Origin of the sequence: Vibrio sp. DW001 (genome assembly GCF_029016285.1) — a bacterium.
Classification (GTDB): Bacteria; Pseudomonadota; Gammaproteobacteria; order Enterobacterales; family Vibrionaceae; genus Vibrio.
In genome coordinates this window covers 1,103,243-1,116,416 of the sequence record NZ_CP091976.1, presented here as the reverse complement: position 1 = coordinate 1,116,416, position 13,174 = coordinate 1,103,243, and the positions used below count along the sequence as shown (strand labels likewise).

Below are 13,174 nucleotides of genomic sequence, written 5' to 3'. Positions count from 1 at the left end.
ATAGTCGTCCTAACTGATAGTATACATTACAAAATTAACAATTTAGATACAAATTAATTACAAGTGTGCGAGTAACGCGAAGATAAACTGGGCTGGAACATCGGCTTAGCGGGGGATATAACGTAAAAAAGCAGATTGGCCTGCACCAATCTGCTTTCTATTATAGGTAAAAGTTTACACGATTTCTGTTTCTGATCCAACGTTACTCGTTTCAGCATTATAGATAGATTCGTCTAACTCGCCTTCACTTTTTGCGATCAAAACAGATACCATCATATCACCACAAACGTTCACAGTGGTACGTGCCATATCTAGGATACGGTCGATACCAGCAACAATTGCCAATCCTTCAATAGGAAGACCAACGGTAGTTAGAACAAGCGATAACATGATAAGACCGGCACCAGGAACACCTGCTGTACCAATTGAGGCTAATGTCGAGGTCAAAATAATCAACACGTAATCAGACATTTCAAGGTCAATACCAAATGCCTGGGCAATAAACAGAGCACAAACACCTTGATAAAGCGCCGTACCATCCATGTTGATAGTGGCACCAAGTGGCAATACAAAACTTGCTACACCTTTAGAAACACCAAGCTCTTCACGACTAGCTTTCAGTGTGGCTGGAAGTGTGCCTGAACTACTTGTTGTAGTAAACGCAACAGCGGCAGGATTGGTCAATGCCTTGATATAACGAATAGGGCTTAGTCGACCAACAAAGCTAATTATGCCCGTATAAAACACTAATACGTGTATAAGACTACCTAGGTACGCGACAGCGATAACCTTGATAAGCGGTAACAGAATATCAATACCATATTTACCAGCAACCCAAGCCATTAAGCCAAATACACCATATGGTGCAAGCTTCATAACAAGTTCAGTCAATTTGTACATGGCTTCTGCTAGGCTTTCAAAAACAGCGATAGCGGGTTTCGCTTTTTCGCCAATTAGCGTTAACGAAATGCCTAAACCGAGTGCAAATACAATGATTTGAAGGATGTTGCCGGCGGCCAAAGCTCCCACTGGATTTTTAGGGATAATGTTTAATAAAGTTTGTACCAGAGGGGGCGCATCTTTGCCCATCGTTGTTGAATCTTGTGCCACCATGTTTAGCCCTTCACCCGGAGTCAAAATTGCAGCGAGTCCAAGACCAATAGTGATAGCAATTGCTGTTGTGCCTAAATAGAGAATAATCGCCTTGGCACCAATTCGTCCCATTTTACGGGAGTCTTGCATTGATGTAACACCAACGATCAAAGAACAGAAAATCAACGGTACAATCAGCATTTTGATTGCATTGATAAATAGAGTCCCGATGGGTTTTAGTACCTCAGCATCTGGTCCCATTATCGCACCAACAATCACACCTGCAATCATGCCTATTACGATTTTTTTCCATAGTTCCATTTTACTCCAAAAGCCACCACGTGCCTGTGGTGTTGCGTCCTTTCTTTCCATAATTATTTCCCTTAATTGTCCTATTTAAATATGTTTACTGCGCACTCTATATCTCAATAGATACAGTAACCCAGTCATTAACTTGCAATCACAATGCCAGAGTTAACTAAAACAATAACCTATTGATAATTAAATAATTAATAGAAAGGTGAATTATGATAGGGGTATAACTTAAGTTATAAAAAAACATAGCCCCAATAAAAATCATAAAAATAACAAATAGATGGCCCCTTATAACAAAAGACATAATATAACTTTTGTTATAAGGGTTTGATTACCAAGTTAACGCCAAATAGTGAGGTTAACCTGCATGATTCATTCAATGCCGAATACAGGTTAACTACTTTTCTTGACCTTTTTTGAGGCGTTTACTCAAAGCAGGTTGAGAAATACCAAGCATACGAGAGGCGAGTGATTGATTCCCGTTAGAGCGCTCCATCGCCGCAATGATGAGTATTTCACTTAATTCTTGCAGCGTCGGTAAAGGTTTCGTCGGTTCAAATAAACCACTATCAAACTCAATCGAATCAAGATCATGATAAGAATGGTCTATCACTCTTCGAAATACCTCCATCGACAATGTGTGGCTCTTATGCTGGCCAACGGCGTCATAGATCAAAGCCTGCAATTCACGTACATTGCCCGGAAAATGGTAGGTAGACAACAGCACTGGCAATTCTTTAGGATAAGCGGGAGCGGTTTTACGCATCTCATCGGACGCTTGCGTCAAAAAATGTTTGAAAAGCAAAGGAATATCATCTTTTCGTTCTCTTAATGCGGGTACTTCAACATGGTGAGTACAAAGCCTAAAATAGAGGTCCTTTCTGAAACTGCCTTCCTCTACTTTAGATTTAAGATCCTGATGAGTCGCAGCAACAATACGTGCTTTGCTTCGTTTAGGGCGATCACTACCCAATGAGTAGTACTCTCCTTCTTGTAGAAGCCGGAGCAATTTGGTTTGCGATGTGTGACTAAGATCACCAATTTCGTCTAAGAATAGTGTGCCATCTGCGGCAGCCTCAACCATACCAATTCGCTTTTTATCCGCCCCGGTAAAGGCACCTCGGCTATGACCAAACAACGTATCAGCAAAAACGTTATCATCAATACCCGCAACATTGACACTGACCATCTTTCCTGGACGGCGACTCAACTTATGAACCGCTTTAGCTATCTGCTCTTTACCTACACCGCTTTCGCCACAAATCATCACTGATTGTCGACTAGACGAAATCGACTCTAAATACTGAAATATCGAGCGCAGTTTTTTGTCCTGAGTGATTATCTGTTCAAATACTTCTGGTTCTTCTAACGTATCGGAAAGAAAGCGTCTGCGCATGGCTTCATTTTCTCGACGCATTTCCTGCATCGATACAGCGCGCTTAATCCCTTCTAACAGCCGGTTTTCTTCCGTCGTTTTCACAAAATAGTCATATGCACCAAGACGAATGCAATCTACCGCTGTTTCTATCTGGTTCATACCACTAATGATGATAACGCCAACTTGAGGATGTTTTTCCACAATCTGCTTAAGAAGTACATCCCCAGTCAAATGAGGCATGTTTAGATCGAGCAATACCAACTCAATCGGATGTTGTTCGATTAATGTCATCACCTCACGGCTATCACTCGTTTGATACAGGTGATTTATCCCCCCTCGCCTTTCAAGAACGAGAGACAAACTGCGTATAAATGCTGACTCATCATCAACCAACAAAACACCGAAACTCGGGTAAAGCGTATCTTTCATGTAAATTAATTTTCCTTAGTTAACGGAATAGTGAGAAGAATTTGAGTCCCTTTTCCCACTACAGACTTAAATAATAGCTTGCCACCATGTTCTTCAATAATATTTGAAGATATCGACAAGCCTAGTCCTGTTCCACCTTCTTTACGCTTCGTTGTGAAAAAAGGGTCGGTAAGTCGAGAGAGGTGTTGAGATTCTATCCCCTTTCCTTCATCACTTATCGTTAGCTCAATACTACGGGTAGTCATCTGGTATTCTGTTTTTATAGATATAACTTGGTGAGTACTATCCAATGCCTGACAGGCGTTAACAATAAGATTGATAACGACCTGCTGTAATCGTTGGCTATTTCCTCTAAACAGAGGCAACGATTCGCTGTACGACACAGAGAAATTGTCTGTCGCGGATTTAATTGCCCTATCTGTTAATCGAATCGCTGCGGCAACCACTTGGTTTAAATCAACATTATCAGACAAAGCTTGTGGTTCTTGTCTCGCAAAATCTCGCAAGTCACTCACAATCCTACGAATATGGTTCGACCCCTCTAGCATCTCCCCAAGCATTAAAGGGATCTCTTTACTAATGCGAGTATAACTGAGGCCGGCAATCTCGAAATCACCATGGTTTTCATAGTGCTCTTCAAGTATTTCCTCAATATCCTCAAACGACTCTTTCAAAACAGGAAGGTTAAGCAGCAACAAACTGGTTGGATTATTAATTTCATGTGCAACACCGGAGACGAGTATACCGAGTGACGCCATCTTGTCGGCTTGAATTAACTGTTGATGCTGCTGTTCCAATTTCTTGGTTCGCCTAGCCACTTGCTTAGCCAAACTTCTATTCCATACAATAACGACAATAAAAATAGAGGTAAATAACACCGATGCAATAACGATAAATAGACTGATCTTCTGCCAATTTAGTCCGCTTTCTGTATACGAACCAAACCACTTATTGTAGATCTCCTGCTGCTTACCTGTGTTTTTTAGTATCGCTAAACCTTCATTAAATTTGGCAAGTAGGTCGGCATTACCTTTTAAGACCGCATAACCGTAACGTTGAGAGCTCAGTGGTTTGCCGACAGGTTCTACATTTGACAGTGACAACTCTTTACCGAGATAGAGCCCAGGTAAATTGGCAACAAAAGCATAATCATACTTACCTGCTGAAAGCATCCGCAGCGCTGCTGCATGGGTATCCACATAAATAAGCTGGACATCAATCCCAGAGCTTTCCATTTTCTCTGCCATTATGCCGCCACTTTGAACAATAATGGACTTTCCAGCAAGCTCCGATAATTGAGAAATAGACGGAGAACCCACACGTGCGAAAACAGATTGATGGATAAGGGAGTGAGGCGGAGAAAAATCGAGAAGTTCCGCCCTTTCCTCTGAATAAGAGATCCCTTGAAGTAGATCGATATTACCACTCTCAAGATCCCACTTCATTTCATCCCAACTTGATAGTGCAACGTTAACATCTAACCCCATAACCTGAGCAATAGCATAGGTTAGCTCGGTGTTATATCCGTCAGGTTCACCGTTGTCATTAATAAATTCGTAGGGAGGATAATTATGGTCTCCGCCGACAACAATAATCTTGTCATTAGCTAGGACATTAGTCATGAATGCAACACAGCAACAAAACAACGCTCTAAGCGGATATTTCACTTCTTTCATGGTTGGTTTTCATTCCTTATCGTTAGCGTTTCATCCTTGCGAAAAGTATACATTAATCGCCATGGTGTAAAACCAGAAAAGGGGGAATAAGAGACACTATAGCCCTTAATTTCAGCGGTTTTACACAGTTTATCAAGCAGAAACGTTGACATGGATTAAAATCAAATAATATCGTTAAATTAGTCAGTTATATGGAAATACAGCCAACCTGTAACACGAAATTTTGGTAATGATGGTTAGTTTTGTACATAAAAATGTGCCTCTTCACAAATTATTGAAGTTATTCCAAAAAGTTAACGTAATATTCATTGACTTCCTACGTAGTTGATTTAAGCTTTGTTCCGGCTAGAAAGAAAAGCTTTTGTTTAAGATTTACAAGTCGTTGGTTAGTTCAAAACTTCCCGCCGTGTGTATCTAAATAGCAATCTATTTTTTCCACGCTATCTATATATGTCCCCAGTGGGACCTACACAATTTTTATAGGAATTAAGACTATGTCTAACACAGTGACTGGTACAGTTAAATGGTTTAACGAAACTAAAGGTTTCGGTTTCATTCAACAAGAAAATGGCCCAGACGTTTTTGCACATTTCAGTGCTATTCAATCTGACGGTTTCCGTACTCTTGGTGAAGGTCAAAAAGTTGAGTTCACTGTAACTCAAGGCCAAAAAGGCCCTCAAGCTGAGAACATCAAACCTGTTTAATATGGTTTGTTAAATCGCTAAAATTTCTGTAGCCAGTCTAACGACTGGCTATTTTTTTGTCTTTTTTCTAGATATGGATAGAAAGCATGCGCACATTAGGAAATATAATCTGGTTCTTGTTCGGTGGTATCATCATGGGCCTAGCTTGGTGGTTTTTTGGTATACTCGCTTTCGTCAGTATCATTGGTATTCCATGGGGCCGCGCTTGTTTTGTCATGGGTACTTTCTCATTTTTCCCATTTGGCAAAGAAGCGATTGATCGGGAAGAGTTAACAAATAATAGAGACATAGGCACTGGTGCTTTTGGTATTATCGGCAACATTCTTTGGTTCTTATTTGCTGGTATCTGGCTTGCGATAGGTCATATTACTTCTGCCATCGCTTGTTTCATTACCATCATCGGCATACCCTTTAGCATTCAGCATCTCAAACTTGCCGCTATTGCTCTTTTCCCTATTGGTAAAACCGTTGTCGAAAAAGAGATCGCTTCCGCCGCTAGAGAGGCGAACGCACAAGACTATATCCGGAAGAACCGAAAATAGACCTTCTAAAACGAATCAAAGAGAAATTAAAAGTGGCTTTAAAACCAACAATATATAAATTCCGTGTGGCATTAACCGATATTAATAACGATTACTATGATTCGCTTAATTTAACTATTGCACAGCACCCTTCGGAAAGCTTACAAAGAATGATGGCGCGTGTAGTGGCATTCTCTATGAATGCGCAACCCGACCTCGCTTTTACTAAAGGTCTTTCAAACATTGAAGAGCCCGATATCTGGCATAAAACACTGGATGGCCAAATTTCATTGTGGATAGACGTGGGTGAACCCGATCCTGAACGTGTGAAAAAATCAACGCGATTGGCTCGTAAAGTTCGTGTGTATAGTTTCAATACTAAATCTGATGTTTGGTGGAAACAAAACGCAAATAAACTAAACTTGTTAAAGGCAGAGGTCTATAAATTTGACGCTGAAGGGATCGAGACCCTAGCAACCTATGTAAAGAGAACGATGGATTTTTCTATCATGCTTTCTGGCAATACTGTTTTTGCTTCAACAGAAAATGGTGATTGCGAGATCGAATGGCGAGAACTGAAGGCTTAACAATTTATGACAGACTCAATCATAAGTAAACTTAAACAACAGCTGGAAGTCGCTGGCATAGATACGCTTCATCTTTCGGATAAAGAAGCGTCACTGTTTGCTCGTGCAGTGGAGGAAAAAGCCGCTGTCTACGAAAATATCTGTTCTAAAAGCCCAGGGAAAGACCCCAAACTTCTTCTTCTTGGGTTATTAACCAAACTGCAAATCGAAGCCACTGCGAGGTTAGAAACCCAAGCCGATAAAATAGGCATGATGCAGAATATTTTTTCGGACACTATCGGTCAATCTCAGGCCGACAAATTTAGTGCCGACTCTGTTATCGAGCTATCACTCGTCACTAAACTATGGCTCATGGTTCAAGGCTACCTGAATATGGATTTCAGCTTAGCCAATGATTACGCACATAATGCATCTGAGCTGCTAGCAAAGGCTCTTCACTCTCATAGCTTAGATGAAATTCGCACCGAGCTTCTCGCAAGCTATTACCATGGTAAAGAAAAACGAAAAGTCGACGATCCCTCTGTTCTCTGGTCGGAAAAAATCGTCAAGTGGTTTACTCGCTCTAGTTAATTTATGTTTTGTAGAGCACTTTAACCACGTGCCATCCAAATTTAGTTTTGACGATAAATGGTGTCAGCACTTCATTTTTGAATACGGCTTTATCGAATTGTGGCACCATTGCACCTTGACGAAATTCACCGAGATCCCCACCTTTTTTTGCCGAGGGGCAGGTCGAATGCTTTTTCGCCAACACTTGAAATTTGGCTCCTTTCTTAAGTTCTGCAAGCAGTTCTTTAGCTAAAGATTCGTGTTTTACTAATATATGCAATGCTGCCGCGGTTCTAGCCATGATGAGCTCCAAAGAAAATAGAAGGCGATTTTAACTAAATCACTCAAGATGTACATGTTTAGGCCGCTATAATGGCATATTTATTAAAATATATACTGAGTAGTGGCTAAGAGTTAGTTACTATAGAGCCTGTCAATAAGTCGTATGTGTAGGATAAAAACATGAAAAGCAAAGCGAGTCAGTCCCAAGGGATGCTATTGTTTAAACTCTCTCTACTGCAGCAGAGCTTTGCCATAGGTACATTAAAGGTGCGCGAGATTGTTCCTTACTCACCAACGACACAGATCCCTTTCTCGCATCATCATGTTATTGGTACAGTTAACATTCGAGGTCTTACCGTCCCTGTCATCGACATGGCGGCGGCGATTGGTTTTAGACCGATAGCAAAAGAAGAATATAATGAGTGTTACCTCATTGTGACCGATTGCTTACGAACTATCGTTGCATTTATGGTTAGGACGATAGAAAAAATTATCGATTGTGACTGGCATGCCATCGAACCTTCGCCAGAAACGGCAGGGTCTAACGTATTTGTTACTGGCATCACTCGCTACGAAGATAAGATAGTACAGATGCTCGATGTCGAACTGCTTCTGTCTAAGATATATCCCCAGGATGCATCTGCGAGAATACCTATTTTAACCGACGTCGAACGCGAACGTCTAAAACCGCTGAATATCTTACTGGTCGATGACTCACGCATTGCTCGCAAGCAACTTTCTGACGCACTAGACAGCATTAACATTTCATATTTCGTCTGTAAGAACGGCATAGATGCGCTTGAGTTAATGAAAAGCCATGCCGACGAAGGAAAGCCCATCGATCTTCTCGTCAGCGATATCGAAATGCCGGGCCTTGATGGCTACGAACTCGCATTTGAAGTACAAAATAATCCCAATATTAGCAAAGCCTATCGTATCCTGCACACCTCTTTATCTAGTGAAATGAGCGCCGATAGAGCCCACCAAGTTGGCGCACACGAAGCCTTATGTAAGTTTGATGCCACTGAGTTAGTACAGGCTATGTTGCGCGGCGCAGAGCAAATTGAACGCTTGGCGATGAGTAGTTAGGGTTCCACAGCCATTGTTCAACATAAACACATAAAAAACCGCTAACAACTTGTTGCTAGCGGTTTTTTATTAACTAAAGCCATTCAATACAGATTCTTCTCAGGGTTTCATAGCGTTACTCTTCTATATCAACGACCTTTGTATTTCCACCATGAATTTTTTCTCTTCGTCGTTGGATAACAGCATAAAAACCGGGTATCAAAAATGTACCCGCGAGTAATACACAAAGTAACCCGCCTACCAAAGAAACACCCAATGAGTTTTGGCTGATGTGCCCCGCTCCAGAAGCAAATATCAATGGTGTAATACCCAAAATAAACGACCACGATGTCATGTTTACTGCTCTAAAACGCAATTTGCCGCCGTGTACTGCCGCATCGTCAATAGGTACTTCTTTTTCCTCTCGTTCTTGTTTAGCAAACTCCACAATAAGAATGGCATTTTTTGCCGCTAAAGCGATCAACAATACCAAACCTATCTGAGCATAAAGATTGAGTGGCAATCCCGCCAAGTTTATCGCCGAGAAGGATCCCAGCGTGGCGACAGGAACAACAAGAATAATGGCAATTGGTATACTCCAACTCTCATATTGCGCCACCATGAAGAGATAGATAAAGATAAGTGCCAACGCGAATGCGAAAATCGCTTGGTTCCCGGCTTTCACTTCTTGATATGCCATCCCTGTCCATTCATGCTGATAACCATGTGGCAACACTTCTGCGGCAACTCGTTCCATCGCAGCAATAGCATCACCACTTGAATATCCCTGTGCTGGCTGACCTTGGATTACCGCCGAACGATACATGTTATAACGCCACGCCACGTCCGGTTCAAATACTTGTTCATAAGAAACCAATGTACTCAGTGGAATCATCTTGTTTTCAGATGAACGAACATGGAATCGGTTTAGGTTGTTCATGCTGCTTCTGTGTTCGCTATCCGCTTGCATGGTGACTCTGAAATTTTTACCAAACATCGTAAAGTCATTCACATAAAGTGACCCTAGATTTCCCTGCAATGTCTGGAATATATCACCTAACGAAATACCTAATTGCTTCGCCTTTTCCCGGTCAATATCAACATGGAAATGCGGCACATTCGCTCTAAACGTACTGAATGTATGCTGTATCTCTGGCTGTTGATTTGCCGCTTGAATAACCTCATTCATTACTTGTGCAAGATCGGTTCGGTTTCGTCCTAACGTATCCTCTAAAACAAATTCGAAACCAGATGCAGCCCCCATCCCTGGAACCGCTGGTGGACCCAAAGCGAATACTACCGCTTCAGGTAACAATTGAGCTGCGGCGCTATTAAGTCGTTGTGCAATAGCAAATGAGGAGTGATCCCCCTCAAGGCTGTTTCGCTCCTCCCAACCTTTAAGCTTAACGAATAAGGTCGCTCCGTTAGAAGCCGCTGCACCTGTTAATAATGCATAACCATTCGCAACCGTAACCCCATCAATTCCCGGTTCTTGTTCAACAATCTCCATCAACTTAACCGTCGTATCCTCGGTTCTGGATAGTGACGCTGAATCGGGTAGTTGAACATTAACCAGTAAGATGCCTTTGTCTTCTTGAGGAACAAATGCGGTTGACGTTGTTTTAGTGAAATAGGTGACGGCGGCGACCGCAATTATGAAAAATGCGCCAAGTAATATTGTCTTTCTCACCAAGAAACCAGCGACATTACCGTAGCCCCGAGTCACCTTTTCCAACCCCCTGTTGAATGCCTTGAACCAGTTAGATGTGTTACCTCCACCCTGTTTCAACACCAATGAACAGAGTGCTGGCGATAAGGTCAATGCATTGATAGAGGAGATAACAACCGAAATACAGATAGTTAAAGCAAACTGCCGATACATGATGCCAGTGATACCCGGTAGCATAGCAACGGGTAAGAATACCGCCAATAATACGAGCGTCGACGTAACAATCGGGCCGGTAACCTCTTTCATCGCTATCAATGTTGCCTTGGCCGGTGTTAAACTAGGATCTTTTTTCATTGTTGTATCGACGTTTTCAATGACTAAAATTGCATCATCTACTACGATACCAATGGCGAGTATTAAACCAAAAAGTGTCACCGTATTTATGGTGAAGCCCGTGATGAGCATTACCGCAAAAGTACCTATTAATGAAACCGGAATCGCAATCACTGGTATCAATGTGGCTCGTGCACTACCCAAAAACATGTAGGTAACCGCAATGACCAAGAGTATGGCTTCGATTAGTGTTTTAACGACGCCCTTAATCGACTCGGCAACAAAAACCGTCGTGTCATAGCTTGCTTCATATGCCATACCCTCCGGGAAATTAACGCTCATGCCATCCAGTAGTGACATCACCGCTTCGCCACTCTCTAAAGCGTTAGCATCGGACTGTAGTGACAGCGTCACAATGGCGGCATCTTGCCCTCGAAATTTTCCGTTACCATCGTAGAATTTTTTACCCAATTCTAGTCGGGCAACGTCTTGTAAATATATGGTGGAGCCATCATTGTTGGCTCTTAGCACAACATTTTCAAACTCTTCGACTGTCTCTAACCTACCCTTTGTAACAAGGTTAAATTGAACCTCTTGCGCATTATCATAAGGTGGTGCACCGACCTTACCAGCCGCAACTTGAACATTCTGTTCTGCGAGCGCCGCATAAACATCAGTGGTGGTTAACCCAAGATTTGCCATCTTATCTGGATCCAACCAAACACGCATTGAGTACTCTCCACCTCCTATCACACCGACTTCACTGATACCTTTGACACGCGCTAGCTGATCTTTAACATTTAGATTTACGTAGTTCACCAGAAACTGGTCATCGTATTTACCATCTGGAGAGTAAAAATTCAGAACCATCAGTAGATCCGGCGACCTTTTTTTCACCGTCACGCCAACCATGCGTACTTCCTGAGGAAGCTTTGATTCGATTTGAGTCACTCGATTCTGCACGTTAACTTGTGCCATATCAGGATCGGTACCAACATCAAAGGTGACGTTCAGATTATACGATCCATCGTTGGCACTTTTTGAAGACATGTAGATCATGTTCTCAACGCCATTAACCGAGGTTTCGATCGGATCCGCTATGGCTTGTTCCACTGTCTCTGCACTTGCTCCGGTGTAATACGCTGTTACACTGACGGAAGGCGGGCTTATCTTTGGATATTCAGCCACAGGCAGTTGAGTTAACGAAATAGCGCCTGCTAATGTCAGAATAATAGAAATAACCAATGCAAATTTAGGACGTTGAATAAAGAAACGACTCAGCATAGTTACGAACCCTCTCCGTGGACTTTATCTGCGGCTAAGGTGTCCTCAACTCTCACCACAATACCGTTACGTACTCGTTGTAGTCCCTTGGTAATAATCGTATCGTCTTTGGATAATCCATTCATAATAATAACACCGGATTCCACTTGTTTTCCCAAAGATACGTTATGTCGTTCAGCAATATTCCCCTCGCTAAGTACCATCACGAAATCACCCTCTAAGTCACTTTGAACAGCACGACGAGCAATAGTAATAACCTCAACAGGCTTCTTTTCTTGGATATTGACTTTTATGTGTTGGCCTGGCAGCAATATTTGATTTGGATTAGCAAAACTCGCACGCATCGCTAGGGTACCCGTTGTCACATCAATACGATTATCGATGAAATCGATATACCCACTCTGGTTGTACATCTGTTCATTTTCAAAAACAACATGCACTTCAACCTTGTCGATCGCTCCTTTACCGTCGCCATCAACGCCGTCCATCCCCATATTCAAACGTTCTCTTTCACTCACCGTAAAGCTTGCATGAATAGGGTCCAGACTTACAATGTTGGTTAATGTCCCCGTAGAAGGAGAAACAAGGTCACCAATACTAACGTTACTTTCGCTAATACGACCCGAAATTGGTGCCTCAATACTGGTATATGAAAGATTAACGTTAGCCACATTTAATTGAGCTTTCGCCGCTTCTCGCTGTGCTTCTGCCCCCAACTTAATACTGGTCAACGCATCATATTCCGAACGAGAGATATTTCCTTTCGGCAATAAGTCTTTGCCTCGTTCATAGTCTAACGTTGCTTTTTGTACATTCGCATCGGCTTGAGCAATGTCGGCTTTTGCACTGGCAACCTGAGCCTGATATGAAGAAGATTCAATTTGGTATAAAAGCTGCCCCTTCTTGACGGTCTCCCCTTCGGTATAATGGCGAGACTTTAGATAACCTGATATTTGAGCCGTGATGGCAACATCTTCCACCGCATTCACTCGACCGACATAATCTTGGTTTCGGTGGTAACTCACCACCTCAACTTTTTCTGTCGTTACAAGAGGCGCCGTCGCTTGTGATAGAGAAGGTTCTTGACCGCAGCCGACTAGAATTACTGCACTAGCAACAGGAATAAGAAGTATAATTTTACGCATTAATTGACCAATAATTGTGGGAATTGTAAGTAACCTGAATTTAGAAAAAATACGCTAATAGACATAAATCATGTCTACGTATCACACATCTGAAGGTAAGGTTAAATTGCTTATAGGCCAATAACATAGATTATAAAAAACC

Annotated in this window: 11 protein-coding genes; 5 read left to right on the top strand and 6 right to left on the bottom strand. The window is 42.1% G+C overall.

Annotation, left to right across the window (positions count from 1 at the left end; all coding sequences use genetic code 11):
- Positions 1–174: 174 nt before the first annotated feature.
- The 3 genes from L3V77_RS22370 to L3V77_RS22360 all read right to left on the bottom strand — a co-directional run bounded on the left by L3V77_RS22370 (position 175) and on the right by L3V77_RS22360 (position 4,890).
- A complete protein-coding gene (locus L3V77_RS22370; RefSeq protein WP_275137025.1) occupies positions 175–1,464 on the bottom strand; it encodes a dicarboxylate/amino acid:cation symporter in 1,290 nt (429 codons plus the stop codon).
- A 340-nt stretch (positions 1,465–1,804) separates the two neighbouring features.
- Positions 1,805–3,214 (bottom strand): sigma-54 dependent transcriptional regulator, encoded by a 1,410-nt coding sequence (locus L3V77_RS22365; RefSeq protein ID WP_275137024.1) that lies wholly within the window; start codon positions 3,212–3,214, stop codon positions 1,805–1,807.
- 5 nt (positions 3,215–3,219) lie between these two features.
- The gene (locus L3V77_RS22360; RefSeq protein ID WP_275137023.1) at positions 3,220–4,890 is read right to left on the bottom strand and encodes a transporter substrate-binding domain-containing protein; all 1,671 of its coding nucleotides are present in this window, start codon (positions 4,888–4,890) and stop codon (positions 3,220–3,222) included.
- Between the two features lie 494 nt (positions 4,891–5,384).
- Here L3V77_RS22360 and L3V77_RS22355 point away from each other — a divergent pair, with 494 nt between their 5' ends.
- The 4 genes from L3V77_RS22355 (at position 5,385) to L3V77_RS22340 (ending at position 7,272) form a co-directional block, all read left to right on the top strand.
- The gene (locus L3V77_RS22355; protein ID WP_195705549.1) at positions 5,385–5,594 is read left to right on the top strand and encodes a cold-shock protein; all 210 of its coding nucleotides are present in this window, start codon (positions 5,385–5,387) and stop codon (positions 5,592–5,594) included.
- Between the two features lie 86 nt (positions 5,595–5,680).
- A complete protein-coding gene (locus L3V77_RS22350) occupies positions 5,681–6,136 on the top strand; it encodes a YccF domain-containing protein (protein WP_275137022.1) in 456 nt (151 codons plus the stop codon).
- 32 nt (positions 6,137–6,168) lie between these two features.
- Positions 6,169–6,702, top strand: coding sequence for a YaeQ family protein (locus tag L3V77_RS22345; protein ID WP_275137021.1), 534 nt, complete (start codon positions 6,169–6,171; stop codon positions 6,700–6,702).
- A 6-nt stretch (positions 6,703–6,708) separates the two neighbouring features.
- Positions 6,709–7,272: a hypothetical protein gene (locus tag L3V77_RS22340; RefSeq protein ID WP_275137020.1), complete on the top strand. Its 564-nt coding sequence runs from the start codon at positions 6,709–6,711 to the stop codon at positions 7,270–7,272.
- Between the two features lies 1 nt (position 7,273).
- Here the strand turns inward: L3V77_RS22340 and ppiC are convergent, their stop codons facing one another.
- Positions 7,274–7,552: a peptidylprolyl isomerase PpiC gene (gene ppiC / locus L3V77_RS22335; protein ID WP_195705553.1), complete on the bottom strand. Its 279-nt coding sequence runs from the start codon at positions 7,550–7,552 to the stop codon at positions 7,274–7,276.
- A 161-nt stretch (positions 7,553–7,713) separates the two neighbouring features.
- Here ppiC and L3V77_RS22330 point away from each other — a divergent pair, with 161 nt between their 5' ends.
- Complete coding sequence (locus L3V77_RS22330) at positions 7,714–8,622, top strand: chemotaxis protein (RefSeq protein WP_275137019.1); 909 nt, start codon at positions 7,714–7,716, stop codon at positions 8,620–8,622.
- Positions 8,623–8,737: 115 nt separating this feature from the next.
- Here L3V77_RS22330 and L3V77_RS22325 read toward each other — a convergent pair whose 3' ends face one another.
- A complete protein-coding gene (locus tag L3V77_RS22325) occupies positions 8,738–11,887 on the bottom strand; it encodes a multidrug efflux RND transporter permease subunit (RefSeq protein ID WP_275137018.1) in 3,150 nt (1,049 codons plus the stop codon).
- A gap of 2 nt (positions 11,888–11,889) precedes the next feature.
- Entirely contained in the window at positions 11,890–13,032 is a 1,143-nt protein-coding gene (locus tag L3V77_RS22320) for an efflux RND transporter periplasmic adaptor subunit (protein ID WP_275137017.1), read from the bottom strand.
- Positions 13,033–13,174: the final 142 nt, after the last annotated feature.